General features: G+C 67.0%; 24 protein-coding genes. 13 read left to right on the top strand and 11 right to left on the bottom strand.

All coding sequences use genetic code 11. From position 1 onward, the window contains the following. Position 1 precedes the first annotated feature (1 nt). The 4 genes from WDC82_RS11980 to WDC82_RS11965 form a co-directional block, all read right to left on the bottom strand. Positions 2 to 1,681: an ethylbenzene dehydrogenase-related protein gene (locus WDC82_RS11980; RefSeq protein ID WP_340117550.1), complete on the bottom strand. Its 1,680-nt coding sequence runs from the start codon at positions 1,679 to 1,681 to the stop codon at positions 2 to 4. A 32-nt stretch (positions 1,682 to 1,713) separates the two neighbouring features. Then, positions 1,714 to 3,387, bottom strand: coding sequence for an ATP-binding protein (locus WDC82_RS11975; protein WP_340117549.1), 1,674 nt, complete (start codon positions 3,385 to 3,387; stop codon positions 1,714 to 1,716). Positions 3,388 to 3,451: 64 nt separating this feature from the next. Further along, positions 3,452 to 3,883, bottom strand: coding sequence for a rhodanese-like domain-containing protein (locus WDC82_RS11970; protein ID WP_340117548.1), 432 nt, complete (start codon positions 3,881 to 3,883; stop codon positions 3,452 to 3,454). Between the two features lie 228 nt (positions 3,884 to 4,111). Further along, a complete protein-coding gene (locus tag WDC82_RS11965; RefSeq protein ID WP_340117547.1) occupies positions 4,112 to 4,615 on the bottom strand; it encodes a pentapeptide repeat-containing protein in 504 nt (167 codons plus the stop codon). Positions 4,616 to 5,085: 470 nt separating this feature from the next. On the opposite strand from WDC82_RS11965, the gene WDC82_RS11960 reads away from it, so the two are divergent. Further along, positions 5,086 to 5,343 carry a hypothetical protein gene (locus tag WDC82_RS11960; RefSeq protein WP_340117546.1) on the top strand — a complete coding sequence of 86 codons (258 nt, stop codon included), beginning with the start codon at positions 5,086 to 5,088 and terminating at the stop codon, positions 5,341 to 5,343. Positions 5,344 to 5,374: 31 nt separating this feature from the next. On the opposite strand, the gene WDC82_RS11955 is transcribed toward WDC82_RS11960, so the two are convergent. Further along, positions 5,375 to 6,397, bottom strand: coding sequence for a polyprenyl synthetase family protein (locus WDC82_RS11955; protein ID WP_370661548.1), 1,023 nt, complete (start codon positions 6,395 to 6,397; stop codon positions 5,375 to 5,377). 296 nt (positions 6,398 to 6,693) lie between these two features. Between WDC82_RS11955 and WDC82_RS11950 the strand changes: the two genes are divergently transcribed. The 7 genes from WDC82_RS11950 (at position 6,694) to ppdK (ending at position 14,982) form a co-directional block, all read left to right on the top strand. Next, positions 6,694 to 6,912: a DUF2007 domain-containing protein gene (locus WDC82_RS11950; RefSeq protein ID WP_340117545.1), complete on the top strand. Its 219-nt coding sequence runs from the start codon at positions 6,694 to 6,696 to the stop codon at positions 6,910 to 6,912. Further along, positions 6,909 to 7,700, top strand: coding sequence for a methyltransferase (locus tag WDC82_RS11945; protein WP_340117544.1), 792 nt, complete (start codon positions 6,909 to 6,911; stop codon positions 7,698 to 7,700). The genes WDC82_RS11950 and WDC82_RS11945 overlap by 4 nt, the downstream gene beginning before the upstream one ends. Positions 7,701 to 7,844: 144 nt before the next feature. Continuing rightward, complete coding sequence (locus WDC82_RS11940) at positions 7,845 to 8,732, top strand: S49 family peptidase (protein WP_340117543.1); 888 nt, start codon at positions 7,845 to 7,847, stop codon at positions 8,730 to 8,732. Positions 8,733 to 8,798: 66 nt separating this feature from the next. Continuing rightward, positions 8,799 to 9,050 carry a hypothetical protein gene (locus WDC82_RS11935; RefSeq protein WP_340117542.1) on the top strand — a complete coding sequence of 84 codons (252 nt, stop codon included), beginning with the start codon at positions 8,799 to 8,801 and terminating at the stop codon, positions 9,048 to 9,050. Positions 9,051 to 9,229: 179 nt separating this feature from the next. After that, positions 9,230 to 10,141: a glycine--tRNA ligase subunit alpha gene (locus WDC82_RS11930; protein ID WP_340117541.1), complete on the top strand. Its 912-nt coding sequence runs from the start codon at positions 9,230 to 9,232 to the stop codon at positions 10,139 to 10,141. Next, positions 10,141 to 12,231 carry a glycine--tRNA ligase subunit beta gene (gene glyS, locus WDC82_RS11925; RefSeq protein ID WP_340117540.1) on the top strand — a complete coding sequence of 697 codons (2,091 nt, stop codon included), beginning with the start codon at positions 10,141 to 10,143 and terminating at the stop codon, positions 12,229 to 12,231. Before WDC82_RS11930 ends, glyS begins: the two co-directional genes overlap by 1 nt. An 81-nt stretch (positions 12,232 to 12,312) precedes the next feature. Further along, positions 12,313 to 14,982: a pyruvate, phosphate dikinase gene (ppdK, locus tag WDC82_RS11920; protein ID WP_340117539.1), complete on the top strand. Its 2,670-nt coding sequence runs from the start codon at positions 12,313 to 12,315 to the stop codon at positions 14,980 to 14,982. An 84-nt stretch (positions 14,983 to 15,066) separates the two neighbouring features. Here the strand turns inward: ppdK and WDC82_RS11915 are convergent, their stop codons facing one another. From WDC82_RS11915 to WDC82_RS11900, 4 genes are all read right to left on the bottom strand, one after another. Beyond that, positions 15,067 to 15,906 carry a peptidoglycan-binding protein gene (locus WDC82_RS11915; RefSeq protein WP_340117538.1) on the bottom strand — a complete coding sequence of 280 codons (840 nt, stop codon included), beginning with the start codon at positions 15,904 to 15,906 and terminating at the stop codon, positions 15,067 to 15,069. 183 nt (positions 15,907 to 16,089) lie between these two features. Next, positions 16,090 to 16,920, bottom strand: a complete 831-nt coding sequence (locus WDC82_RS11910) for a class I SAM-dependent methyltransferase (protein WP_340117537.1) — start codon at positions 16,918 to 16,920, stop codon at positions 16,090 to 16,092. Positions 16,921 to 17,028: 108 nt separating this feature from the next. Next, the gene (locus WDC82_RS11905; RefSeq protein WP_340117536.1) at positions 17,029 to 17,256 is read right to left on the bottom strand and encodes a hypothetical protein; all 228 of its coding nucleotides are present in this window, start codon (positions 17,254 to 17,256) and stop codon (positions 17,029 to 17,031) included. A gap of 331 nt (positions 17,257 to 17,587) precedes the next feature. Further along, positions 17,588 to 18,088: an Hsp20/alpha crystallin family protein gene (locus tag WDC82_RS11900; protein ID WP_340117535.1), complete on the bottom strand. Its 501-nt coding sequence runs from the start codon at positions 18,086 to 18,088 to the stop codon at positions 17,588 to 17,590. 223 nt (positions 18,089 to 18,311) lie between these two features. Between WDC82_RS11900 and meaB the strand changes: the two genes are divergently transcribed. After that, positions 18,312 to 19,232: a methylmalonyl Co-A mutase-associated GTPase MeaB gene (gene meaB, locus WDC82_RS11895; protein ID WP_340117534.1), complete on the top strand. Its 921-nt coding sequence runs from the start codon at positions 18,312 to 18,314 to the stop codon at positions 19,230 to 19,232. Positions 19,233 to 19,237: 5 nt separating this feature from the next. Here meaB and WDC82_RS11890 read toward each other — a convergent pair whose 3' ends face one another. Continuing rightward, entirely contained in the window at positions 19,238 to 20,143 is a 906-nt protein-coding gene (locus tag WDC82_RS11890; protein ID WP_340117533.1) for a folate-binding protein, read from the bottom strand. A 141-nt stretch (positions 20,144 to 20,284) separates the two neighbouring features. Between WDC82_RS11890 and WDC82_RS11885 the strand changes: the two genes are divergently transcribed. Further along, a complete protein-coding gene (locus WDC82_RS11885) occupies positions 20,285 to 21,241 on the top strand; it encodes a glycosyltransferase family 9 protein (RefSeq protein ID WP_340117532.1) in 957 nt (318 codons plus the stop codon). Here WDC82_RS11885 and WDC82_RS11880 read toward each other — a convergent pair. After that, positions 21,238 to 22,164 (bottom strand): glycosyltransferase family 9 protein, encoded by a 927-nt coding sequence (locus WDC82_RS11880; RefSeq protein WP_340117531.1) that lies wholly within the window; start codon positions 22,162 to 22,164, stop codon positions 21,238 to 21,240. The genes WDC82_RS11885 and WDC82_RS11880 overlap by 4 nt on opposite strands. 135 nt (positions 22,165 to 22,299) lie before the next feature. Between WDC82_RS11880 and WDC82_RS11875 the strand changes: the two genes are divergently transcribed. Genes WDC82_RS11875 through WDC82_RS11865 form a run of 3 tightly spaced genes read left to right on the top strand, consistent with a single transcriptional unit; the run spans position 22,300 to position 25,555 of the window. After that, positions 22,300 to 23,097 (top strand): hypothetical protein, encoded by a 798-nt coding sequence (locus WDC82_RS11875; RefSeq protein ID WP_340117530.1) that lies wholly within the window; start codon positions 22,300 to 22,302, stop codon positions 23,095 to 23,097. Positions 23,098 to 23,128: 31 nt separating this feature from the next. Continuing rightward, positions 23,129 to 24,178, top strand: a complete 1,050-nt coding sequence (locus tag WDC82_RS11870) for a glycosyltransferase (protein ID WP_340117529.1) — start codon at positions 23,129 to 23,131, stop codon at positions 24,176 to 24,178. A 27-nt stretch (positions 24,179 to 24,205) separates the two neighbouring features. Further along, positions 24,206 to 25,555, top strand: coding sequence for a dihydroorotase (locus WDC82_RS11865; protein ID WP_340117528.1), 1,350 nt, complete (start codon positions 24,206 to 24,208; stop codon positions 25,553 to 25,555). Positions 25,556 to 25,701: the final 146 nt, after the last annotated feature.

The raw sequence follows: 25,701 nt of genomic DNA, 5'->3' as shown, positions 1-25,701 counted from the left end.
CTTAACGAAGCTCGATCTGCAGCGGACGCAAATGAAACGAGTGGCGGGTCTGCGTGTGGTCGAACACCGAAACCCAGAGGTAGGTACCGTCGGCGATGGCGACATCGTAGTCGGACGCTGTCGACAGCCGGCGTTTCACCTCCATGCGCCACCAGCCGTCGCGCCACTCGGCAACCGCCGCTACATCACCGCGGTCGCCCTCGAAGGGTGCTTCGGCGATGACGCTGGGCATCACCGTGCCGACGGGGAAGAGGGCGTCGAGTTCCGGCGTCGCATCGACCACCAGCGCGCGCGGCAGCCACCAGGCCCCCTCGTCGCTGGCCGCGGGGTCGAGATCGATGGTTCCCATGCGCTGCTGCAGGATCTCCGGCGAGCGCGGCAGCCAGCGTGGCTCGACGATGCCGTCGTCGAACTTCCGCCAGTTCATGGTGAAGCCGCCGGCGGTTTTGGGGTCCTGAGTGTAGCCCCCCGTATAGCGTGTCGCCGGATCGTCCGGCGGCGACAGCGGCGGCCCGAAGTGGTTGTCGTCGATCTGCTCCAGCGGGCCGCTGCGCACCGATTTCCAGTGCCACACATCGACCAGGGTGCCATCGGTGGTGTAGTGCAGGCCGCGCCCGTTGGGGCCGCCGGGGCGCCCGTCCAGCGGCTGCTGGCCGAGATGCGAAGTGCTAAGCGCTGCGAGGTGCGAATCACGCGACAGCATCACCGCGAACTTGTCCTCGTAGTAGACGTTCTCGTCCTGGCGCGCATAGTCGCTCTGCAGCACGCGCCAGCCCTCGGCCGTTTTCTGCAGTGGAAGGTGCTTCTGGCTGCGCGTGGCGTCGGGCCATTCGAACAGCAGGTAGACGTACTCGCCGTCGTGTACGCCGCTGATCAGCACCGGGATACTGCCCTGCGGCAGGTTCTGCCCATTATGGGTTTCGACGCGCGCCGTTGCCGCGCTCTGCCATACGGCCTCATCGCGCAGGCCGTCCAGCCGCGGCGGGCTGTCGGTCTTGGCGATGACCAGCGCGGGCAGGGTCGCCTGGTCGACGGCGACGATCGCCGCGGCGACGGCACTGGCGGTGACCACGGCGATACAGGCGGCCGCCACGTAGGCGATGCGCGGCGTGATGATCTTCAGCAGGCCGCGCCAGCCGGCCATGGCCCATTGGGCGGCGATGTGCAGCAGCACGTAGGCGACCAGGCTCCAGGCCAGGACGCGGTGCAGCGTGGTGAGGGTCTGCTGATCCAGTGGCGCGATGTTGAAATAAAGCAGGCTCCCGGAGACCACCGCGGCGCCGATCAGCAGGAAGGCGATCCAGTACACCAGCACGTTGATCGCCTGCCAGCGGGTGCGGCGGTCGTGCGACTTGAGCGCGCGCAGCCGGCTGCCATCGATGGCGACGCGCGGTGCCAGCTGGGCGAAGGCCAGGAAGGCGATGTAGCCGATGCAGAAGGCGGCGAGCGCCCAGGCGGACCACAGATGGAGGATGTAGACGTTGCCCTGCGGCAGCATGCCCGACAGCGCGTGCGACCAGCTCGCGTCGGTGGCATCGCCGGCGATGCGCAGGCCGGTAACAAGGTTAACGAGGAAGAGTGCGACGATGGACCAGTGGAGAAGGGCGGTAGCGAAATCGCTTCTCAGACGTTGACGCCAAGTTCTCTCGGGCGAGAGCCCTGGCGATTCCCTCTCTTGCACTGTCTGCCCCCCTGCAAGTTCGATCCCCCTGGTCAGCGACTTGCCCGGGCCAGCTGGGCCGGGGGCGCCGCTTTCATTTCTGGCGGGTGCGCCTGCGCTTCTGCGGTTTGGCGTCCTTCTCCTGCCGGTTGCGGTAAACGGATGCTGGCTGTGGTGCCAACGCCCCGTTCGCTGTTCAACCTTAGCTCACCTGAATGCAGTTCTACTAGCGCTTTTGTCAGGGGAAGCCCCAGGCCGGTGCCCTCGAAGCGTCTCGACAGGGAGTTGTCGATCTGGGTAAAGGGTTGCATGGCCAGGGAAATTTCCTGCTCGGTCATGCCGATGCCGTTGTCGACGATGTGCAACTCGCAGCTGCCGTCGTCGGCCTGGCTGGCGCGCATTACCACGGTGCCCCCGCTGGGGGTGAACTTGATGGCGTTGGACAGCAGGTTGAGCAGGATCTGCCGCACGCGGGTATCATCGGCCAGCAGCAGGGGGACCTCCCGCGGAGGCTCCACCACCAGGGCAACCCCGGCGGCCTCTGCGCGCTCGGCCATCAGGCGGCTGCAGGAGTCGAAGAGTTCGTCCACGCGGATCGGCAGGTGGCGCAGTTCCAGCTTGCCGGCCTCCACCTTGGCGATGTCGAGGATGTCGTTGATGATCTCCAGCAGGTGGCGGCCGCTCTGGTGGATGTCGCGGGCGTAGTCGTTATAGCGGTCGCTGCCCAGGCTGCCGTGCAGCTCGCGCAGCATGATCTCGGAAAAGCCGATGATGGCGTTGAGCGGCGTGCGCAACTCGTGGCTCATGTTGGCGAGGAACTCCGACTTTGCCCGGTTGGCCGTCTGCGCCTGGTCGCGGGCGTTGGCCAGTTCGGCGCTGCGCCGGGCCTCTTCATGCTGCAGGACCTGGTTCTCGATCGACTTCTCTTTGAACACTTGCACTGCGCGCGCCATGTCGCCGACCTCGTTGGCGCGGCCGAGGTTGGGCACGGGTGCCGTGGTGTCGCCGGTGGCGATGCGCCGCATCGCACCGACCAGATGGGTCACCGGCCGGCCGATGAGGAAGACAAGGATGTACCAGGTGATGCCGAGCGCGACGAGACCGCTGAAGAAGGCCGCTGCCGACCAGATGGAGAGCTTGGCCTGGATCGCCTTCAACTCGACGAAATTAGCGGCGGAATGTTCGGCCACGCGATGGCGCACGGTTTCGGCGAAGATCGCGAGTGCCGTGCGGTAGTCGAGCCATTCGTCGTGGTTGTGCTCCAGCAGCAGCAACTCGTCGGGCGTCGGCACCGGGCCGATCTCTTCGAACAGGCCGCGGGTGCGCTCCAGGAAGGCGGGCAACCCGGCGATTGCGCGCGCGGCGCGCTGACGCGTTGCGTCATCCGAAAAGCTCGATAGCCGGCTTTCCACCCGATTCCAGCCGGAAATCAAGCGCTTGCCGAAATCAGGCAGCTCGTAAGCGATGCTCTGGGCGGCATAGATGCCGCCGCTGACTCCGATGATTCGATAGCTGAGCGAGGCAAGGTCGTCGGAAAAGGTATCGATGGTCCGCCGTGAGGACTCGTTTTGCTCGACGATGTCCTGCATGAGGGCGTGGTCGCGCTGCAAGGCATAGGAGAGGGCCGCGAACTGGGCGACAAGAACCACCAGGAAAACCAGCAGGGCGATCTGCGCCTGGGTCCTGATGCGTCCAAACCAGCCCCAACCTCGAGCACGGCCAAGCACCTGCCAGTCCTCTCCTCGGCAACGTCAAAGGACGAAAACGGCGACGATAGGGACGGCGCCCGCGTCAGCGGGCGACAGGATGATCCCCCGCCGCCCAGTCGGCGTAACCGCCGCGCATCCACATCACGTTGCTGTAGCCGGCCTCGGCTGCCCGCAGGGCGGCCCAATAGCTCTTCCAGCCGGTCGAGCCATGGCTGTAGAAGACGATGCGGCCGTTCTTGTCGGGCCCCAGGAAACGGGTGTCCAGGGTGGTGGCCGTGGCGTCGTAGTGGTCGGCGGCGTACTCGGCGCCCGGCACGTGGCCATCGGCGTAAGACGCTTTCTTTCTCAGGTCGTAGACCCGGACGCCCTGGTTGAGCAGCGGACGCAGCTCGTCGGGCGTTACGATGGTCACACCATCCAGGTGTGTCGGTGTTTCCTCGGCAGCGGCTGCCGGCTCGGCGGCAGCCAAAACCAGACCGAAGCAGAGCATAAGTGCCGTCATAACCCAGCGCATGGAACCTCACTCCGAATTGTTAACCATTCTTTAGGCAACAATTTAGGGCTGGGACGCTAACGAGACATTAACGCCGGCTGACATTTGCCAACCGCAGGTTTATTCAAAGGCTTAGCTGTCTCATCGGCAGGCGCAACAGTGGCGTGCATAGCGGCGGCGGGAACAAAGCCCGCCGTTGAGGGTTGCGTGCACCGCCTCCGCACCCCCCGCCTTTTGTGGGCAGCCCGCTTAGTGCCGCCGCCGCCGTTCGATCGCCCGGTCGAGGATCCGGGTATCGATGTTGGTCGGCAGGCCGGTTTCCGGGCTTTCGCCCAGCAGGGCGTTCTCCAGACGGGTGTCGGTCAGCTTAGCCTCGCTGAAGTCGGCGCCGCGCAGGTCGGCCATGTGAAAATCTGCCCGCGTCAGGTCGGCGCCCGAAAAGCGCGTGCCGTTCAGCAGACTGTCGGCGAATCGGCAGCCGCTCAGGGTCGCCCCGTCCAGGCGGGCGCCGGTCAGATTGCTGCCCGCAAAGTCACATTCGACGAGGTCGGCCCCGCTGAGGTCGACGCCGCGCAGGTCGAGCCCGCTCAGGTCGCAGCGCAGCAGCACCGCGCGCCGCCCGTCGGCGCGGCCGGCTTGGAAGCGGGCATGGGCATCGAGCAGCGGCCGGAGCTGCATCTCGGTCAGGCGGGCACCGATCAGCACCTTCTGCGGCGGCCGGTCCCGGGTCAGCGTCTCGGAAAGCTTGGTCATTACCTATGTCCTCACCCCCAATGGAAATCTGCGGCGAAAGTGCGGTCGCTCGTCGTAACTCCAGTCAAAAAAAGGGGGTCGAATAAATCGACCCCCAGTTCTTGAATATGCGATGTCGGTCGGCGTGGAATGCGAGACAAAAGGTGCGATGCGGAGTACTTAGATCAGGAATGCGATATGGGTTTGTCTCTCTGTCCGAACGATGACTAGAATATACGCCGCCGCAGTCAGCTCGTCAATGAAAAAATACATCCGCCAGAAAATTTACTTCATGTCATCACCGCATATTCTCAAAAACTAGGGCATAATAGCCGAAATAGGGATTAGATCGCGCATTTCGCGCCAATAAATAGGGCATTATGTCCAATTCAGTTTTCTGGGCTCGGACAAAATGCCCTGTATGGCTTGTCTGTCTGGGCAAATTGCCCTATACTCTTGGGAATGCGACGCTGAAATGAGGACGGATCGCGGTGCCCGAAACCACGGATGACGAAGAGGCCATGACGGCCGAGCAGCTGCGCGAGCTTTGCACCCGCCTCTACGGAGCGGGGCGCTGGCAAACCGCGCTGTCGAAGGAGCTGAGGGTGAACGACCGGACGGTGCGCCGCTGGGCCTCGGGAAAGGCAAGGATCCCACACCCGGTGGCGCTGTGCGTGAAGCTCATGGTTTTCCTCGACGAGCTGTCGTGGCTCGGCGAGTGGCGGCAGACCATTCAGGAGGATTTTTAGGGCTTATTGCCCTAGAGATTCGGCCGGCCGGTCAGTAGGCCCGGTCGACGCAGAAATCGACCACCTCGAGCAGGGCCTCCTTGGCCGCGCTGTCCGGGAAGCTCTCCAGGGCCTGGCGGGCCGAGGCACCGTATTCGCGGGCCCGCGCCATGGCGTCGGCCAGCGCGTCATGGCGCTGCATGTAGTCGATGGCCTGCTCCAGGTCGCCGTCGCGCTGGTCCTGGTCCTCCAGGCAGCGCCGCCAGAACGCCCGCTCGGCCTCGTCCGCCCGCTGGACGGCCAATACCACGGGCAGGGTGATCTTGCCGTCGCGGAAATCGTCGCCCACGGCTTTGCCCAGTTCGGCCTGCAGGGCCGAGTAGTCCAGCACGTCGTCGACCAGCTGGAAGGCGATGCCGAAGCCGCTGCCGAAGCGCTCCAGGGCGGCTTCCTCGGCCGCCGGGCGGTCGGCCACCACGGCGCCGATACGGCAAGCCGCAGCGAACAGGGCGGCGGTCTTGGCCTCGATCACCTGCATGTACGCGGTCTCGTCGGATGAGATGTCGTTGGCGGTCATCAGCTGCAGCACCTCGCCCTCGGCGATCACCGCCGAGGCGTCCGAGAGGATGCGCAGGACGTCGAGGGAGCCGTCGGCGGTCATCAGCTGGAAAGCCCGGCTGAACAGAAAGTCGCCGACCAGCACGCTCGGCTTGTTGCCCCAGACGGCGTTGGCTGTCGCGAGGCCCCGCCGCAGGTCGCTGGCGTCGACCACGTCGTCGTGCAGCAGCGTCGCGGTGTGGATGAATTCGACGCAGGCGGCGAGGCCCAGATGGCGCTCGCCCGAATAGCCGCACAGGCTTGCCGAGGCGAGGGTCAGCATGGGGCGCAGCCGCTTGCCGCCGGCGGCGATGATATGGCTCGCCAGCTGGGGAATCAGCGCCACGGGTGAATGCATATGGCGGACGATCAGGCGGTTGACCGCCTGCAGGTCGTCCGCCACCAAGCGGCTCAGCGGCTCCAGGCCGCCGTTCGCCGGCCCTTTCGCCTGTTTGTCGAGTTCGGCGGCCAGCGCCAAGACACACCCCTCACGCTTTTCCAGGGCCTTGGGCGCGCGGCCCACGGCGCCCTCCTGCCCGCACCTCTTGGCCGGCTTGAACGGGCCAAGTCTGAACTACGCCGGCCTCCAATTGAACTAGGCCGGGGCTGCGGTTTGCCCAGCGCAAGTTCGTCGCACCGGCCATGGCCGGCAAACTGCAAGCACCCGGCAAACCTTTGTGGCAGCATAGGTTGAACCGCGGAACGGTCAAGCCCGATACCCCGCTGCGACGATAGGCAACAGCTGCGACGAAACGCGCTATAAGAAACCCCACGATGAAAGAATTGCTGCGCACCAACGATGTCGTGAAGCTCTCCTGGGTCGAAGCCTTGCTGGCGGACGCCGGGATCGGCTGCGTGGTGTTGGATCTCCACACCAGCATCCTGGAGGGCTCGATCGGTATCCTGCCGCGCCGCCTGATGGTGGCGGATGAAGACCTGCCGCGCGCCCAGGGCGTGCTGCGCGATGCGGGAGAGGGGGCGTTGATCCAATGACCCTGCTGCCGCCCCGCGACGCCGCTGGCCGGAATACCGGTGATTTCGCCGACGCCGCGCTCACCGAGGATGCTTTCCTGGGCGGGCGTCTGCGGTTGCGCCAGCCGGCCGCAGGTTACCGTGCGGCCATCGACCCGGTGCTGCTCGCCGCCGCGATCCCGGCTGCGGCCGGCGACAGCGTCGCCGACCTCGGTTGCGGCGTGGCGACCGCCGGTCTTTGCCTCTTGGCGCGGGTGCCGGGGGCCCGGGTGAGCGGACTGGAGTTACAGGCGCCGCTCGCTGATCTGGCCATCCAGAATGCCATCCTCAACGGATGCAGCGATCGCCTGGCAGTGGTGCTGGGTGACGTGACGGCGCCGCCTGCCGCGCTAATTCCCGGCGGCTTCGACCACGTCATGCTGAACCCGCCCTATCTGGAATCCGGTGCGGCGCGGGTTTCGGCCCACGAGATGCGTCGGATTGCCACGGTGGAGGGGCCTGCGAACCTCGCCGCCTGGATCACCTGCGCCCTGGGCCTGCTGCGCCCGCGCGGCAGCCTGACGGTGATCCACCGCGCCGACCGGCTGGACCGCCTGCTCGCCCTGCTGCCGCCCGCCTGTGGTGACCTCGCCGTCTTTCCGCTGTGGCCGCGCCAGGGGGAAAACGCCAAGCGGGTGCTGGTGCAGGCCCGCAAGGGCAGTGCCGGACCGCTGCGCTTTCTTGCCGGGCTGGTTCTGCACGATGCCGGCGGCGGCTTTACGCCGGCTGCCGAGGCCGTGCTGCGCGACGCCCGGGGGCTCGATCTTTGACGGTCAGGCCCCTAAGTAATACACGACCATAAGTAATGGGGCCCGCATACGGCGGGCTGGCCTCAGCTTATCGTGGAATGTTATGCAGTCCGCGGGGTCCAACCCGATAACAGGTAAGTAATTGAGAAGGACGTTTCTCCCGGCATGTTTCGTACGATCTGGAGCCTCCTGACCTTCGAAGGGCTGCGCCGGCCGCGGCCGGAGGTCGCCGTGCTGCGGCTGACCGGCACCATCGGCGGCTTCGGCCCGCTGCGCAGCGGCATGAGTCTGGCCAGCGTCGAACCGCTGATCGAGCGCGCCTTCGTCCAGAAGCACTTGAAGGCGGTCGCCCTGGTGGTGAACTCGCCGGGCGGTTCGCCCGCACAGTCGGCCCTCATTGCCAAGCGCATCCGCGACCTCGCCCGGGAAAAGGAGATTCCGGTGCTCGCCTTCTGCGAGGACGTGGCGGCCTCCGGCGGTTACTGGCTGGCCTGCGCCGCCGACGAGATCTTCGTGCAGCCGACTTCCATCGTGGGCTCGATCGGGGTCATCACCGCCGGTTTCGGCTTCACGGGGCTGATGGAGAAGGCGGGTATCGAGCGGCGCCTCTACACCGCGGGCGAGCGCAAGTCGATGCTCGATCCCTTCCGCCCGGAAGATCCGGAGGATGTTTCCCGCATCAAGGCATTGCAGCAGGATCTGCACACGGTCTTCAAGGACATGGTGCGCGACCGCCGCGGCCACCGCCTGAAGGCCGAGGAGTCGGTACTGTTCAGCGGCGAGTTCTGGGCCGGCGGCAAGGCCGTGGAACTGGGGCTTGCCGATTCCGTAGGTGAACTGCGCCAGGTGCTGCGTGACCGCTTTGGCAAGCGCGTGCGCCTGCGCCGCATCCAGGGTCCCAAGCGGTTGCTGCGGCGCCTTGGGATCGGGCGCGGGCGCAGCGACAGCGGCCTTGTGCCCTGGGCGGGCGGCTTCCCGGCGCCGGAAGACTGGGCCTCCGGAGTCATCGCCGCGGTGGAGGAGCGCGCGTTGTGGTCGCGCTTCGGCCTCTAGGTTTAGCCGGCTGTTGACCTCACCCCTCCCGCCACGCTTAATGCCGCCATGTTCGGACTGCCCTCCATGCAAAAGCTGATCGTTCTCGCCGCCATCGTGGCCGCGGTGTGGTACGGCTTCAAGTTCCTCGGCAGGCTGCAGAAGCAGCGCGCGGAGGAGGCGAAGCTGCGCGAGGCGCAGGGCGCCCGCCCGGCCAAGAAGGCCGACAAAGGCGCGCAGAAAGGCGGCAAGGTCGCCGTCGAGGACCTGGTCCCCTGTCCCTCCTGCGGCGCTTACGTGCGCGCCGGCAGCACCTGCAGCTGCGGCCGCAAGGTCTAGGTCCACCGCCACTCCAGACTCCATGAAGGTTAATGGCGCGGGCCCGGCTTCGGGCGGCACCGGCCTTGTTTGTATGCCGATCCCTTTGCTTGATTCAGGGTAGGGGCCCCGCTAAGGTGCGGCCCGCGTTTCGCGCTGCAGCATGCTGCGAGACCTCAAGAAAAACGCCCGAACCCCCGATGTCCCACGCCGATCCGGAAACCTGCTTTCAGCGCCTCATCCTCCGCCTGCAGGACTTCTGGGCGCGGCAGGGTTGCGTCATCCTGCAGCCCTACGACCTGGAGGTCGGGGCGGGCACTTTCCATCCGGCGACGACCCTGCGCGCCCTGGGTCCGGGCAGCTGGAAGGCGGCCTATGTGCAGCCCTCGCGCCGGCCCACCGACGGGCGCTACGGCGAAAACCCCAACCGGCTGCAGCACTACTACCAGTTCCAGGTCATCCTGAAGCCCTCGCCGCCGAACAGCCAGGAGCTCTACCTGGACTCGCTGAGGGCGATCGGCATCGACCCGCTGGCGCACGACATCCGCTTCGTCGAGGACGACTGGGAAAGCCCGACGCTGGGCGCCTGGGGCCTGGGCTGGGAGGTCTGGTGCGACGGCATGGAGGTCAGCCAGTTCACCTATTTTCAGCAGGTCGGCGGCATCGACTGCAATCCGGTCTCCACCGAGCTGACCTACGGCCTGGAACGCCTCATCATGTATGTGCAGGGCGTCGAGAACGTCTACGACCTCGACTGGGACGGGGTCCCAAAGGACCAGGGCGGCAAGACCTACGGTGACGTCTACCTGGCCTCCGAGCAGCAGTTCTCCGCCTTCAACTTCGAGATCGCGACGACCGACATCCTGTTCCAGCACTTCAAGGACGCCGAGGCGGAATGCCAGGCGATCCTGAAGTTCGGCGCGGACAAGGGGCGACCGATGCCGCTGCCGGCCTATGACCAGTGCATGAAGGCGAGCCACGTCTTCAACCTGCTCGACGCGCGCGGCGTGATCTCCGTCACGGAACGCCAGGCCTATATCGGGCGCGTGCGCGCGCTGGCCAAGGCCTGCTGCGAGGCCTGGGTGGCGACGCAAAACGGCGGGACCAGGTGATGGCCGAACTGCTGATCGAGCTGTTCTCCGAGGAAATCCCCGCGCGCATGCAGGCGCGCGCCGCCGACGACCTGAAACGCCTCGTCACCGAGGCGTTGAAGGCTGCCAACCTCTCTTTCGACGCGGCGCAAGCCTACGCGACGCCGCGCCGCCTGGCGCTCGTGATCGGCGGCCTGCCGACGCAGCAGCCTGACGTGACCGAAGAGAAGAAGGGTCCGAAGTACGGCGCTCCCGCCCAGGCGATCCAGGGCTTCATGAAGGCCAACGGCATCAAGTCGCTGGATAAAGAAGCCGAGCTGCGCGAGACCGACAAGGGGCCGTTCTATTTCGTCGTGCGCAAGGTCGCCGGCCGTGCGACCGCCGAGGTGCTGCCTGAGACCCTGAGCAAAATCTTTGCCGAGCTGCCGTGGCCGAAGTCGATGCGCTGGGCCGGCGACAGCCAACGCTGGGTGCGGCCGCTGCACGGCATCGTCGCGGTCTTCGACGGCAAGCCGCTGAAGGGCAGTCTCGCGATGGGTGAGGGACGCGCGGTGGTATTCGGCAATTCAACGCAAGGCCACCGCTTCCTGGCGCCGGATGCGTTCGAGGTGTCGGGCTTCGCCGACTACAAGCAGAAGCTCGCCGCCGCAAAGGTGATCCTCGAGCCCGCCGAGCGCCGCCGTATGATCGCCGAGCAGGCGGCGGCGCTGGCCAAGAGCGCCGGCGTGACGGTGAAGGACGACCAGGGTCTCTTGGACGAGGTGACCGGTCTCGTGGAGTGGCCGCAGGTGCTGATGGGCCGCATCGGCGAGACCTTCATGGATCTGCCGGGCGAGGTGCTTTCCACCTCGATGCGCAGCCATCAGAAATACTTCTCGACGGAGCGGGCCGAGGGCGGCCTCGCCGACCGATTCCTCTTCGTCGCCAACATGGAGGCACCGGAAGGCAGCGCGCGGGCCAAGACCATCGTCGCCGGCAACGAGCGCGTGCTGCGCGCGCGCCTCGCCGATGCCCGTTTCTTTTGGGACCAGGACCGCGAGAAGCCGCTGTCGGCACGGGTGCCGGCGCTGAAGGACATCGTGTTCCACGCGAAGCTCGGCACTGTGGCCGACAAAGTTTCGCGCCTCGAGACTCTGGCCGCCGAGATCAGCAAGTACGTGCCCGGCGCCGACCGCGACGAGGCGCGCTCCGCCGCGCGCCTGGCCAAGGCGGATCTCACCACCGGCATGGTCGGCGAGTTCCCTGAGTTGCAGGGCATCATGGGGCGCTACTACGCCCTCAATGACGGCGAGGCGCCGGCAGTGGCCGACGCCATCGCGCAGCACTATCAGCCGCTTGGGCCCAACGATGCCTGTCCTTCGGCGCCGGTCAGCGTCTGCGTCGCCCTGGCCGACAAGATCGACACCCTGGCCGGCTTCTGGATGATCGACGAGAAGCCGACCGGCTCCAAGGACCCCTACGCGCTGCGCCGCGCCGCCCTGGGCGTCATCCGTCTCATCGTCGAGAACAAGCTGCGCCTGCCGCTGACCAAGGTCTTCGCCGCGGCCCAGAGCGAATACACCGGTCTCTCGGCCCCAGACATCTCCGGCAGTCTCCTGGACTTCTTCGGCGAGCGCCTGAAGGTGGTGCTGCGCGACCAGGGCGTGCGCCACGACCTCATCACCGCGGTGATGGCCACGGGGGCGGAGGACGACCTCTTGCGGTTGCTCGCGCGGGTCGAGGCATTGCGCAGCTTCCTGGAAACGGACGATGGTTCCAATCTGCTGGTCGCCTATCGGCGTGCCGCGAACATCGTCCGCATCGAGGAGAAGAAAGATAAGCGTGCCTACGACGGCGGCGTCGCGGCGGCGGCGCTGCAGCAGCCCGAGGAGAAGACACTATTTTCTCACCTCGGCGATGCATCCAAGGGTGCGCAAATCGCGTTAAGTTCCGAGGACTTTACCGCCGCCATGGCGGCGATCGCGCAGCTGCGCCAGCCGGTCGATGCCTTTTTCGACCATGTGACGGTGAACGCGGAAGCCTCGGAATTGCGGGAGAATCGGCTTCAGCTGCTGAGTGCCATCGGTGCGACGCTGGCAGAAGTCGCGGATTTCTCCAAGATCGAAGGCTAAGGTGAAGAGGCGGCGTGGAAGCAGCCCGTATTGAGCAGGCGAGTCTCGATTGAGCAACTGGCAGGGATCGGAAGGCAGACAATGACGAAATGGGTGTACAGCTTCGGTGGCGGGACTGCCGACGGCCGCGCGGACATGAAGGAACTGCTCGGCGGCAAAGGTGCCAATCTGGCGGAGATGTCTTCGCTCGGCCTGCCGGTACCGCCCGGCTTCACCATCACCACGGAAGTCTGCACCTACTTCTACGCCAACGACCGCAAGTATCCGGCGGATCTGGAAAAGCAGGTAAACGACGCCCTCGCGCAGATCGAAAAGACCGTCGGCGCCAAGTTCGGCGACACCAGGAACCCGCTGCTGATCTCCGTGCGTTCGGGCGCGCGCGCCTCGATGCCTGGCATGATGGACACCGTCCTCAATCTCGGCCTCAATGACGACACGGTCGAAGGACTCGCCAAGGCCGCCGGCGACCGCCGCTTCGCCTACGACAGCTACCGCCGCTTCATCCAGATGTTCGGCGACGTGGTGCTGGGCGTCGACCATCACCACTTCGAGGAAATCCTGGAACTGGCCAAGGAGGACCGCGGCTACCTGCTCGACACCGAGATGTCGGCCGACGACTGGGCCAAGATCATCGAGGACTACAAGGCCAAGGTGTTGGAAGAGACCGGCAAGCCGTTTCCGCAGGAGCCCAAGGACCAGGTCTGGGCCGCCATCGGCGCCGTCTTCGGCTCCTGGATGAATCAGCGCGCCAACACCTATCGCCGTCTCAACAACATCCCCGCTGAATGGGGCACTGCGGTGAACCTGCAGGCCATGGTGTTCGGCAACATGGGCGACGACTGCGCCACCGGCGTCGCCTTCACGCGCGATCCCTCGACCGGCGAGAACGCCTTTTACGGCGAGTACCTGGTGAACGCCCAGGGCGAGGACGTGGTGGCCGGCATCCGCACGCCGCAGAACCTCACCCTGCGCGGCAAGGAGCGCAACAACTCCAAGCTGCCGGCGATGGAAGAGGTCATGCCCGATGTCTTCCAGCAGCTCGACGAGGTGCGCCACACGCTCGAGAAGCACTACAAGGACATGCAGGACATCGAGTTCACGGTGCAGCGCGGCACGCTCTACATGCTGCAGACTCGCACCGGCAAGCGCACCGCGCCGGCGGCGCTCAAGATCGCCGTCGACATGGTGAACGATGGCCTCATCACCGAGGCCGAGGCGGTCAAGCGCCTCGACCCCAACTCGCTCGACCAGCTGCTCCACCCGACGCTCGATCCCAAGGCCGAGCGCAAGGTCATCGCGCGCGGGCTGCCGGCCTCGCCGGGCGCCGCTTCGGGCAAGATCGTGTTTTCCGCCGATGCCGCCGAGGCGCAGGCGGCCGACGGCGCGCGCGTCATCCTCTGCCGTACCGAGACCTCGCCGGAGGATATCCACGGTATGCATGCCGCCGCTGGCATCCTGACCACGCGTGGCGGCATGACGAGCCATGCGGCGGTGGTCGCGCGCGGCATGGGCCGCGCTTGCGTCGCCGGTGCCGGCGAATTGCGCATCGATCACAAGAGCGGCGTGATGCGCGTGCGCGATCTGGAGCTGAGGGAAGGCGACCTCATCACTCTGGACGGTTCGACCGGCGAGGTGATGGAGGGCGCCGTGCCGACGGTGCAGCCCGAGCTTTCCGGCGACTTCGCCCAGGTCATGGAGTGGGCCGACAAGTTCCGCACCATGGGCGTGCGCGTGAACTGCGACACGCCGCAGGAGGCGAAGGTCGCGGTGAAGTTCGGTTGCGAAGGCATCGGCCTGTGCCGCACCGAGCACATGTTCTTCGACTCCAGCCGCATCGTCGCCATGCGAGAGATGATCCTGGCCGATTCCAGCGAGCAGCGCCGCCGGGCGCTCGACAAGCTGCTGCCCTACCAGCGCGAGGACTTTATCGCGCTGTTCAAGGAGATGGCCGGGCGACCGGTGACCATCCGCCTGCTTGATCCGCCGCTGCACGAGTTCCTGCCGCACGAGGATGCTGCGGTCGCCGAGGTCGCCAAGGCTTCCGGCCTGTCCGAGGAGCAGGTGCGCGCCCGCTCGCTGAAGCTGGTCGAGACCAACCCCATGCTCGGCCACCGCGGTTGTCGCCTGGGCATCACCTATCCGGAAATCTACGAGATGCAGGCCCGCGCCATCTTCGAGGCGGTCGCCGCCGTGGAGAAGGAGTCCGGCAAGACCGTGAAGCCCGAGGTGATGATCCCACTGATCTCCGTGAAGAAGGAGTTCGAGGTGCTGCGCGAGCTGATCGACAAGGTCGCTGAAGCCGTGCGCAAGGAAGAGGGCGTCGCCATCGACTACATCGTCGGCACCATGATCGAGCTGCCGCGCGCCTGCCTGCGCGCCGCCGAGATCGCAGAAGGTGCCGAGTTCTTCTCCTTCGGCACCAACGACCTGACGCAGACCTGCTTCGGGCTATCGCGCGACGATGCCGGCAACTTCCTCGGTGCCTACGAGCAGCGCGGCCTGATCGCGCAGGATCCCTTCATCTCGCTGGATACCGAAGGCGTCGGCGAGTTGATGCTGATCGGTGCCGAGCGCGGCCGCTCGACGCGTCCGGACATCAAGCTCGGCATCTGCGGCGAGCACGGCGGCGATCCGGCCTCCATCGCCTTCTGCCAGACGGTGCCGCTCGACTACGTCTCCTGCTCGCCCTACCGTGTGCCGATCGCCCGCCTGGCGGCGGCCCAGGCGGCGCTGGCCAGAAAGAACGCTTAGCAGCAACACTTCACCCCCGCGCTGCCGCCGGTCCCGCCCTCTCCCCAAGGGGAGAGGGCCGGGGCGCGGGGGGTCAGCCGCGACTCAGGCGATCTCCGCCAGTCCGTTCCGCCACATCTCGGCTTCCTTGTCGCGGCGCTTGCGCAGGCCCTCGCTGCCGGGCCACAGGCGCTTCATGCTCTCGAATTCCGCGGCCACCCTGTCCAGGTTGCCGGCATCGATGTGGTCGCGGATCGCTTTCATTTCGCGCCGCGAGTCGCCGGTCAGCTTGGTGCCGCGGTTGTAGACCAAACTGACCAGGGCGCCGCGGCACAGCGGCGGCAGCCGCGACAGGTCGCCGTAGCAGTTCTCGGTCTGCTGGATGCCGCGCGGCAGGGCACGCTTCACGAAGACCCGCCAGGCTGCGTGAAAGGGGATGCGCAGATCGCCGAGCGCCGCGACGGCGGCGGCGCTGCCCGCCTTGCCGATGTGCGGGCGCAGGACGGCCATCTGCTGAGGCGTCAGGATGCCCTCCCAGTCCGCCTCGAAGTCGTCGGGTTCCTGAAAGCGCAGGTCATAGCCCACGCCGATGGTGACGCCGCTCGCCTCGCCGGGAAAGTGCGGCACGGCAACGTTCTTGTCGTAGAACTTCCGGCCGCCGACCTCTTCGCTCACGATGAAGGTCACCGCCTCGACGGGGATTTTGTCCGAGGGATCGGGCTGGTTTTCCAGCCAGGCCCAGGTATCCGCATCGGCGATGCCGGTGACCGGCAGGCCGGCCAGAAGCTGCGCCTCTACGACCGCGGATTCGGTGCCGCGGCCGAAGTCGCCATCGCAGTCGAGCAGGGCGCCGATCCGATTCAGACGATGCTGCAGGATCTGGACCTCGACGCCCTGGGCGCCGCGCTGCAGGAAAGGGCGGGTTTCATGTGCGGGCAGGGCCATGATGCGGTCCCCCTTTTCAAGGCGAGGATGAGTAAGCGGTGGCAAGGCGCTCATTCGACACGTTCATTTAGCGCCCGATGTTGCCGTTTCCGCAATAGAGAGGAAGAGGAAGCGGCGGAGAAGAAGGGGTATCCCCTTCGGGCCTAACCGCCCGCCCAACCGCCCCGCCCAACCGGCCCCGGCCTAACCGGCTTTATCGAACACCGCCTGGACGATGGTAATGCGGTCCTCGAAGAGGCTGCGCCGCAGATTGGCGATCATTTCGATGAAACCGGGGCCGAGGATGAGGGCCGGGCCGGACAGACTCCGGCTTGCCTGTTGCGAGGCGACGGCCTTCTCGCTCCAGGCCTTGGCCTCGGCGGTGAGGTCGCGCCAGTGGCGTTCCTTCAGGCCGGTGGCGAGGATCGCCTCACGCACGGCGGCCGGGTGCATCAGGTGGCTCCACTCGGGCGCGCTGGACCACGGCACCGGGAAGTGCGGCGCCCCGGCCTCGCCGGCCATGACGTCGTACAGCCCGAAGCGGCCGCCCGGCTTCAGCACCCGCGAGACTTCCCGGTAGAGCCTTGCCTTGTCGGCGATGTTCATGGCGGCGTGCTGGGTCCACACCAGGTCGAAGCTGGCCGAGGCGAAGGGCAGGTGGAGGGCGTTGGCGCAGACGAAACGGGTCTGCTTTTCCAGCCGCACCCGCGTGCTGAGTTCCCGGGCGGTGCGGCAGTAGACCTCGGTCAGGTCCAGGCCGACCACCTGGCAGCCCCTCTCACTGGCCAGCCAGCGCGCCGGACCGCCGATGCCGCAGCCGAGGTCGAGCACCCGCTGGCCCGCCTGCGGGCTCAGCAGCGCGGCAAGCTCTTCCGTCGCCTGGTGGCCACGGCTGTGAAACTGGTCGTAGGGAGCGATGTCGCCGGCGGTGAGCCGGTCGAGGTCCTTACCCGCGGCCGTAAGCGCGGAAAGGATTCGGGCGGTCAGCTCGCCTTCCCGGGCGTAGTGCGATGCGACGGAGGGTGACGGGCTCATCGGTGAGACGAGCATTGCACCGGCGGGGCTGCGGCTGCAAGCCCTGGCGGCGCGGGCGGGGCATCTGGTCGCGGCGCATCGTTTGTCTTCCTCCGGTCGGCCTTGGCCTCAGATGACTTCGGTCAGCTTCTTGGTGTTGGCCTCGGCCAGGTGGATGGCGTCGGTCAGCAGCTGGGCGATCTTCAGGTTGTTCTCCATCACCGCCTTGGCCTCCGGGCGCGGATCGTCGCCGTAGGTCGCCATGCGGACCAGGATCTCGGCGCGGATCTCGGCGAGGATCTCCTCGCTGCGCTGGCCGTCCGGGTTGTCCTGCGAGACCAGGTGCTTGAACTTCATGGGGGCGTCCCCCTCGGGTGTAAGAGCCATGTGCTGCCGCAGTATCGCGCGGGAATGCTTAACAAAGATTAACGGGATAACGGATTTCCGCGCGCCTTTCCGTGCTGCGCGCAACCTCGCGCCATCAACGCCTATCGTCACCCCGGCGCTGGCCGGGATCCATGGCGCCGCTTGGCGCCCGGCTCGTCCGTGGATCCCGGGTCGTGCTCGCGGACGCTCGCTTGCCCGGGATGACGATCGAGAAATGCAGACGGAACACAAAATCAGGGCCGCCCTGATGGGCGGCCCGTGGCTTGAGGGACTTCAATAAGAACAGGGGAAACCGTACTTCCTACTTCCCGCGCGAGATGGTGATCTTCTTTGCCTGTTTCTGCGCGGTCGCGGACTTCGGGAGCTCGATGGTCATGACGCCGTCCTTGAAGGTGGCGGCGATCTTCGCCTCGTCGATCTCGACCGGCAGGGTGAAGGAGCGGCGGAAGCTGCCGAAGGACCGCTCGCGGCGGTGATAGTCCTTCTCCTTCACTTCCTTCTCTTCCTTCTTCTCGCCGGAAATCGTCAGCGTGTTGTCGGCGAAGGTGACCTCCACGTCTTTTTCGCTCATGCCGGGCAGCTCGGCGGTGACGTGGTAGGCCTTGTCGTCCTCGCTGGTGTCGACGCGGACATCCATGGCCAGGCCGCCAAGCCCAACGGCGCCATTGTCACGCAGCAGCGAGGGCATGCCGAAGCCGCCCCAGAAGTTCTCGAAGACGCGGTCGACCTCGCGGTGCAGTTCGGAGAGCGCAGGGGTGGTGCCGCCCTTGCTGTGCCAGGGGGCCAGATCCTTAAGAGCCATTCCTAACCTCCATTGTCTCTTGTGGACGTCTTTGGATGACGTTTAACGACCCTAAAGCCCGCAGCCGGGAGATGCCTTGAGACAGATCAACCCTGCCGCGCGGCGCTCCCGCAGCAGTGCCGGACGCGATTCCGCGGCGGCAAAGCTCGGGTTTTTAATATCTTCGGGCTTGACCCGCCGGGGAAGACACGGCCAACTTGACCCTATGAGCCTCGGGCGCACCATGACCCTCAAGGACCTCACCGACGGCGGCAAGGGCGCCATGGCGGAGGCCCTCGCCGTGCTGGAGTCGGCGCCCGACGCCCCACAGACCATCGGCCTGCTGGACGCCGCCTATTCGGCGCCGCGCGGACGCGTCATCGGCATCACCGGTCCGCCGGGCGTCGGCAAGTCGACGCTCCTGGGTGCGGTGATCCCGCGGCTGCGCGAGGTGGGGCAAAGCGTCGGCGTCATCGCCGTCGATCCCTCGTCGCGGCAGACCGGCGGCGCGCTGCTGGGCGACCGCCTGCGCCTGATGACCGATCCGGAAGACAACGGTGTCTTCGTGCGCTCCATGGCCGCGCGCGACCGTCTTGGCGGGCTCGCCGAACTGACCGTCGGCGGCATGCTGCTGATGCGCGCGGTCTACGACACCGTGCTGATCGAGACTGTCGGCGTCGGGCAGTCGGAAACCGACGTCGCCTGGGTCGCCGACACCGTGGTGTTCTGCGTGCAGCCGGGCTCCGGTGATTCCCTGCAGTTCATGAAGTCCGGCATCATGGAGATCCCCGACATCGCGGTGGTCACCAAGGCCGACAGCGAGACGGCTCAGCGCACCCAGGCGGACTTGCGCTCCGCCATGAGCCACCAGCGCCGGCGCGACGGCTGGACCGTGCCGATCCTGCCGGTCTCCGCCCAGAAGGGCACCGGCGTGGCGCCGCTGATCGCCGCGCTGGATCGCCACGGCGACTGGCTCGACGAGGCCGGCCGCCTGGAGGCCCGGCGCCTTACCAATGCAAAGTTGTGGTTCCGCGAGGCGCTCTCCACCCGTTTCGGCCGCGAGGGCGTGAAGCGCGCCGAGATGCTGGGCTGCCGCATGAACCTCGACCGCGGCGACGCGCCCTACGAGCGCCTCGCCGACCTCGCCGCCGCCATCGTCGACTGAAGACTCTAGAAGTTCGCCCAGGCGGGCTTTTTGAGGGTGACGGCGGACTCGCCGGCCATCAGCGGCGCGCCGTCTTCCAGCGCATCGAGACGCAGCAGCGCCAGCCCCAGGCTGCCACCGTTGTGGGCTACCGCCGAGCGCAGGATGCCGGCCTCCTTGCCGTCGCAGGTGATGGGCGTACCGGCCTCCGGCGCAGGGCCGGCGATTTCCACCGGCACGAGGCGCTTCTTCACCAGGCCGCGGTACTTGGTGCGCGCGGTCAGTTCCTGGCCCATGTAGCAGCCCTTGTCCCAGTCGACGCCGTGTAGTTCGTCGAAACCACTTTCCAGCAGTGTGGATTTTTCCACTTCCAGATCGCGGCTGCCGTCCGGCGCGCCGGCGGCGATCCGGAGGGCGTCATAGTCGGCGAGATTGCCGGCGGCGAAACCCGCTTCGCTCAGCACCTGCTGAGCGGTCGCCTTGGGCAGGATCGCGCGGATACCCAGCGCGGCAAGACGCGGGTCGACGAAGGCGAGCCCGCCGCCAAAGAGCGTGGTGCTGCCCGGCTCGGCGGGCAGACCCAGCTTTTCCAGCGCGCCCGCGCCGAAGAGCGCGGCGACGGCGAAATCCTCGAGCGGCTCGACGGTCACCCGGGCGCGCAGCTTGTAGAGCTTCAGGCGCCGGGCAAGATCGGCTGCGCGCTCAGCCTCGCAGTCCAGCAGGAAGGCGCCGGTCTCCCCTGGGCCCTGTTCGGCGAGGAAGAATTCGTGCAGGAACTTGCCCTGCGGCGTCAGGAAGGCGGTCCAGATCGCGGAGTTCCGGCTCGCGCGCTCGACGTCGTTGGAGACGATACCCTGCAGGAAGGCGACGCGGTCGGCGCCTGCGACCCTGAGGACACCGCGGTGTTGGAGAATGACTGCCGTTGCCGTCACGTCGGTCCGATCCCTACCAATCCAGGACCCTAGAGGTGGCATTCCCGGCGCGCGAGCGCAAGGGCAGGGGTGCCGCAAGCCTTTGCCAAGCGGGCCAGGCGCCCCTATAAGGCGGGAAGCACCCGTCAGCCGGAATTCTGGATGCGCCTGCTTTTCATCACCGCGACCCGCATCGGCGACGCCGTGCTCTCCACCGGGCTGCTCGGCCGCCTGATCGAGGACAATCCGGGCATCGAGGTGACCGTGGCGGTGGGACGGCTCTCGGCGCCGCTCTTTGCCGCCGTGCCGGGGCTGGAGCGCATCGTCATTATCGACAAGCAGCGCTACAACCGTCACTGGCTGCGCCTCTGGCGGCGGACGGCCTTCAGATACTGGGACATCGTCGTCGACTTGCGCGGCTCGGCGATCTCCTACCTCATCCCGGCGGGCAAGCGCATTGTCATCGGCAAGCGCCGGCCGGGACGCCACCGGGTCGAAGAACTGGGCGACCTCATCGGCATAGCGCCGCCACCGCCGCCGCGCCTGTGGCTGGCCGAGGCGGTGAAGGCGCGGGCGGCGGAGAAGATCCCGGACGGATCGCCGGTACTGGCCGTTGCCCCGGCGGCCAACTGGATGGGCAAAACCTGGCCGGCCGAGCGTTTTGCCGAACTGGTGGAGCGCCTGACCGCGCCGGACGGCATCCTGCCCGGCGCCCGTGTTGCCGTGGTGGCGGCACCGCACGAGGTCTTCCAGGCCCGCCCGGTGCTGCAGGCGGCGGGCGCCCGCGGCATCGATCTGGTCGGCTCCGGCGACCTGCTGGTGGCCGCCGCCTGCCTGCAGCGTGCCGACTTCTTCATCGGCAACGACTCCGGCCTCATGCACCTGGCCGCCGCGGCCGGGACGCCGACCCTGGGGCTCTTCGGGCCCAGTCCGGAGGCGCGCTATCGCCCCTGGGGGCCCAAAGCGTCCTTCGTGCGAACGCCCGAGAGCTTCGAGCAACTGACTGGGGCGCCGGACTTCGACTTCGCTGCCCGCCAGTGCTTCATGGAGAGCCTCACCGTCGACGCGGTGGAGGCGGCGGCACGCCGCCTCTGGGGCTGGGTCAATCGCGCGGGCTAGACCGGCAGGGCCGCCAGCACCTCTTCCATGCTGAGGTCATTCAGGTCGTCGCGGCGCAGGGTCTTCACCACGGGCCCGCGCGGGGCGATCTTGGCCGGGTCCGATTCCTTCGAATAGAGCACCAGCGACGGGGCGCCGGCGGCGGCGATGAGGTGCATGGGGCCGGTATCGTTGCCTACCGCCAGCGCCGCTTCTCGCCCCAGCGCAGCCAGTGCCTCCAGGCTGGTCTGGCCGCAGAGGTCGCGGGCGCCCGGCACCGCGCCGGCGATAGCGGCGATCTCGTTGCGCTCCGCCTCGGCGCCCAGCAGCAGCGGCACGACGTTCCGCTTCAGCAGACGGTGGGCGAGGGCGGCGTAGTGCTCCGCCGGCCAGCGCTTGCCCGGACGGTGCGCCGAGCCGCCGGGCACCAGCAGGGCAAAGCGCGGCGGCAGGTCCAGGCTATCGAGGTCGGCGGTGAGGAAGGAGAGGTCGGGCAGGCCCGGTCTGGGCACGCCGGCGAGAGCCAGCTGCTGGGCCTCGCGCTCGCAGATGTGAAGGATCTTGCCGGCAGGCGGCTTATAGCGGTGCGAGCAGCCGGCGACGACGCCCACCCATTCGGGCTTGGGCGCCGGCAGCAGGCGAAAATAAGTTCCGCTGCGGTCGGAACGCTGCAGGTCATAGACCAGTTGAAAGGTGCCGGAAGCCAGTTGCCGCCGCAGCGCAAGCCAGCCGCCGGCTTGCCACCAGGCGGGGCGGCGGTCGATCCACACCCGGTCGAAGCAGCCGCTGGCCTCAGCCATGCGCTGATAGGGCTTGGTGGTCAGCAGCGTGATCGCGGCCTCAGGGTGGTGGGCGCGGATCGCCTGGAAGCCGGCGACCGACAGCACGAAGTCGCCGAAGGCCGAGAGCTTGATGACGAGGATGCGTTGCAAGGAAACCGGCATGGACCATCCGCAGCGGTGCCGAGAGGGGGCTGGCAGCACCATAAATCCGCCGCGCCGCGCCGCAAGGGCCTAAAGCCGTCCGGCCTGTCATGCGTTTGAATTTTTTCCTCCAGATGACATATTGACGAACGAATCATGACGCAGTCGGACACCATGACACACACCAGCGACACCACGACGCGCGGCGCCGAGGCGCAGACGACCCTGCAGCTGCAGGATGCCGAGCGGCTTCCCGCGCTGCTGTACCTCTGGCTGCCGCTGGTGATTGCCGCCGTCCTGATGCTGACCTGGCAGATGACTCCGGCCTTCTACAAAGCCTACGTGGTCGGCGAGATCGGCATCCTGGAGGGAACCCACGTCCTGGTGCCGCTGGTCTCCGCGGTGGTTGCCCTGCGCATCCTTCTGATGCCGGAGACCCGCCGCGATCGGCTGGTCCAGATCTGGATTCTGCTCGGCCTTCTCGGCTGCCTTTACATCGCCGGTGAAGAGGCAAGCTGGGGCCAGCACTACGCCGGCTGGCTGACGCCGGAGAATTGGCAGGCGATCAACGACCAGGGCGAGACGAACCTGCACAATACCTCGTCCTGGCTGGACCAGAAGCCGCGCACCCTGCTGGAACTGGGGGTGATCGTCGGCGGCATCCTCATACCGCTGCTGGCGTTGAAGTGGCCGTCGGTCCGCCGGGGGCGCTTTGCGCTATTCCTGCCGCCGGCAGTGTGTTTTCCCGTTGCGGTGATCGGTGAGGTGGCGAAGTTCTGGGAGCGCCTGGCGGGCCTCGGTCTGTGGGACTGGCTGCTGTTCTACAACGCCAGCGAGGTGCAGGAGCTTTACATCTATCTCTTCATCCTTTTCTATCTGATCGTGTTCCGCAATCGGGTGCTGGCCCGGCGTGCGGCCGGATTGCCTGCGCGCCCCGTCGGAACCGCGCACTGAATCCTGTCTCTTGAGGAGTTCCACCGGTCCCATGCCGCGCTTGCTGCAGGCCCTGGCGGGCGCCCCGCAAGGCGGCGCCGAGATGCATTTCCTGCGTCTCTGCCTGGCCTTGAAGCGTGCCGGGGTGGAACAGCGGGTCGTTATCCGCCCGCATCCCAAGAGCCTGGAGGTCCTGCGCGCAGGCGGCATCGAGCCGGTGACCGCCCCTTTCGGCGGCGTCTTCGATTTCCAGACCGGCCGCATCCTGAAGCGCGCGATCGCCGATTTCCAGCCGGAGCTGGCGCTGACTTACATGAATCGCGCCTCGGCGGCGATGCCCAAGGGCGATTTCCTGCACCTGGCGCGGCTCGGCGGTTACTACAACATGAAGTACTACCGTCACTGTGACCACCTGGTCTGCATCACGCCGGACATCAAGGCGCACTGCGTGAAGCACGGCTTTCCCGAGGCCTGTGTGCACGTGATCCCGAACTTCGTCGAGGACTTGAGCGCGACGCCGCCGGCCGACCGCGCGGCCTTCGACACTCCCGCTGACGCACCGCTGGTGTTCGCGCTGGGCCGGCTGCACGAGAACAAGGCCTTCGACGTGCTGCTGCAGGCAATCGCGCAGGTGCCGCGGGCCTATCTCTGGCTGGCCGGCGACGGCCCCCTGCGGACGGCCCTGGAGCGCCAGGCCGAACAGTTGGGTGTCGCGGCGCGCGTGCGCTTTCTCGGTTGGCAGCACGACGCGGCGCCGTATTTCCAGGCCGCCGATCTCTACGTCGTGCCGTCGCGCCATGAGCCCCTGGGCAGCGTGGTTCTGGAAGGTTGGATGCACTGTCTGCCGATGGTGGCCGCGGCGAGCCAGGGCCCGAAGTGGCTGATGGCCGATGACGAGAACGGCCTGCTGGTGCCGATCGACGATGCCGGCGCCATGGCGGCGGCGCTGCAACGCCTCATTGACGATCCGCAGACGGCGGAGCGCCTGGCGCAGAACGGCCGCGAGACCTTCGAAAAAAGCTATACCGAAGAGGTCGCCGTCAGGCGTTACCTCGAACTGTTCGACCGCCTGCTGGCTGCTCGGCGCGCGGCGGCCTCCTGACGACGACGCAGAAAAGGTACGGGAATCATGGCGAAGGACTGGGATCTCATCATCACGGGCGGGCGGGTGTTCACACCATCGGGCCTGGTCGAGGCGGACGTGGCGGTGGCCGGCGGCAGGATCGCCGACATCGGCAAGCTGGATGCGGCCAAGGCCGACGAGGTGTTCGACGCCAAGGGCCTGACGGTACTGCCCGGCGTCATCGACACCCAGGTGCACTTCCGCGAGCCCGGCCTGGAGCACAAGGAGGACCTGGAGAGCGGCACCCGCGCGGCGGTGATGGGCGGAGTCACCGCGATCTTCGAGATGCCCAACACGTCGCCGGCGACCATAGATGCCGCGGCGTTGAACGAGAAGCTGACGCGCGCCGAGGGACGCGCGTGGTGCGACCACGCCTTCTTCATGGGCGCCTCTGCCGAGAATGCTGAAAATCTGGGCGAGTTGGAACGCCTGCCCGGCTGCTGCGGCGTCAAGATCTTCATGGGGTCATCGACCGGCTCGCTGCTGGTGCCTGACGACGACACCCTGCGCCGGGCGCTGCGCAGCATTCGCCGCCGTTGTTCCGTGCACTCCGAGGACGAGCCACGGCTGAAAGAGCGCTTCGAACTGGTGCGCGAGGGCGGCAAGGTGGCTCAGCATCCGGAGTGGCGCGATGTCGAGACCGCCGTGCGCTCGACCAAGCGCCTGCTGCGCATCGCCCGTGAAGTCGGCCGCCGCGTCCACGTGCTGCATGTGACCACGGCAGAGGAGGTACCTCTGCTGGCTGCCGCCAAGGACGTCGCCACCATGGAGGTGACGCCGCAGCATCTCACCCTTGCGGCCCCCTATTGTTACGAGGAACTCGGCAGCCTCGCGCAGATGAACCCGCCGATTCGCGAGGCGCGCCACCGCGAGGCCTTGTGGGAAGCCATCCGCCTCGGCATCGCCGACGTGGTCGGCTCCGACCACGCGCCGCATACGCTGCAGGAGAAGCAGGCCCCCTATCCGCGCTCGCCCTCGGGCATGCCCGGCGTCCAGACCCTGCTGCCGCTGCTGCTCGACCACTTGAACGCCGGCAAGCTGACGCTGGAGCGGCTGGTCGATCTCACCTCGGCCGGCGCCCAGCGGATATTCAACATCGCGGGCAAGGGGCGGATCGCCGTGGGCTACGACGGCGACTTCACCCTGGTCGACCTCAGGGCCAAGAAGACCATCGAGCACGACTGGCTGCAATCCAAGAGCGGCTGGTCGCCCTTCGAGGGCAAGCCGATCACCGGCTGGCCCATGGCCACCATCATCCGAGGCCACGTCGCCATGCGCGACGGAGAACTGCTGGGCGGCCCGACGGGCCGGCCGGTACGCTTCATGGAGACTCTGCCGCAGGGCGCCGGCGCCTGAGGCCGGGCCCGGGGGCTCAACGCCGCCATGGTTCACGATAATTTACGAATTGAGATGCAATCCTGGATGGCTGGGGCCAGGATTCGCCGCAGGGGTATCGTCGCGGCGGCCGAGCTCGCAATCGGGTATTTCGGAACACGATCGTT

Source organism: Pelagibius sp. 7325 (assembly GCF_037652055.1).
Lineage (GTDB): Bacteria > Pseudomonadota > Alphaproteobacteria > Kiloniellales > Kiloniellaceae > Pelagibius.
The sequence above is the reverse complement of the archived record's forward strand: the minus strand, read 5'-3'. Positions and strand labels throughout refer to the sequence as shown.

Coding starts and splice junctions, on each gene's coding strand:
- WDC82_RS11970 (WP_340117548.1), bottom strand. CDS start 3,883: ATGCGCTGGGTTATGACGGCACTTATGCTCTGCTTCGGTCTGGTTTTG.
- WDC82_RS11875 (WP_340117530.1), top strand. CDS start 22,300: ATGACGCAGTCGGACACCATGACACACACCAGCGACACCACGACGCGC.
- WDC82_RS11885 (WP_340117532.1), top strand. CDS start 20,285: ATGCGCCTGCTTTTCATCACCGCGACCCGCATCGGCGACGCCGTGCTC.
- WDC82_RS11935 (WP_340117542.1), top strand. CDS start 8,799: ATGCAAAAGCTGATCGTTCTCGCCGCCATCGTGGCCGCGGTGTGGTAC.
- WDC82_RS11900 (WP_340117535.1), bottom strand. CDS start 18,088: ATGGCTCTTAAGGATCTGGCCCCCTGGCACAGCAAGGGCGGCACCACC.
- WDC82_RS11905 (WP_340117536.1), bottom strand. CDS start 17,256: ATGAAGTTCAAGCACCTGGTCTCGCAGGACAACCCGGACGGCCAGCGC.
- meaB (WP_340117534.1), top strand. CDS start 18,312: ATGACCCTCAAGGACCTCACCGACGGCGGCAAGGGCGCCATGGCGGAG.
- WDC82_RS11915 (WP_340117538.1), bottom strand. CDS start 15,906: ATGGCCCTGCCCGCACATGAAACCCGCCCTTTCCTGCAGCGCGGCGCC.
- glyS (WP_340117540.1), top strand. CDS start 10,141: ATGGCCGAACTGCTGATCGAGCTGTTCTCCGAGGAAATCCCCGCGCGC.
- ppdK (WP_340117539.1), top strand. CDS start 12,313: ATGACGAAATGGGTGTACAGCTTCGGTGGCGGGACTGCCGACGGCCGC.
- WDC82_RS11950 (WP_340117545.1), top strand. CDS start 6,694: ATGAAAGAATTGCTGCGCACCAACGATGTCGTGAAGCTCTCCTGGGTC.
- WDC82_RS11940 (WP_340117543.1), top strand. CDS start 7,845: ATGTTTCGTACGATCTGGAGCCTCCTGACCTTCGAAGGGCTGCGCCGG.
- WDC82_RS11965 (WP_340117547.1), bottom strand. CDS start 4,615: ATGACCAAGCTTTCCGAGACGCTGACCCGGGACCGGCCGCCGCAGAAG.
- WDC82_RS11910 (WP_340117537.1), bottom strand. CDS start 16,920: ATGAGCCCGTCACCCTCCGTCGCATCGCACTACGCCCGGGAAGGCGAG.
- WDC82_RS11870 (WP_340117529.1), top strand. CDS start 23,129: ATGCCGCGCTTGCTGCAGGCCCTGGCGGGCGCCCCGCAAGGCGGCGCC.
- WDC82_RS11945 (WP_340117544.1), top strand. CDS start 6,909: ATGACCCTGCTGCCGCCCCGCGACGCCGCTGGCCGGAATACCGGTGAT.
- WDC82_RS11865 (WP_340117528.1), top strand. CDS start 24,206: ATGGCGAAGGACTGGGATCTCATCATCACGGGCGGGCGGGTGTTCACA.
- WDC82_RS11880 (WP_340117531.1), bottom strand. CDS start 22,164: ATGCCGGTTTCCTTGCAACGCATCCTCGTCATCAAGCTCTCGGCCTTC.
- WDC82_RS11930 (WP_340117541.1), top strand. CDS start 9,230: ATGTCCCACGCCGATCCGGAAACCTGCTTTCAGCGCCTCATCCTCCGC.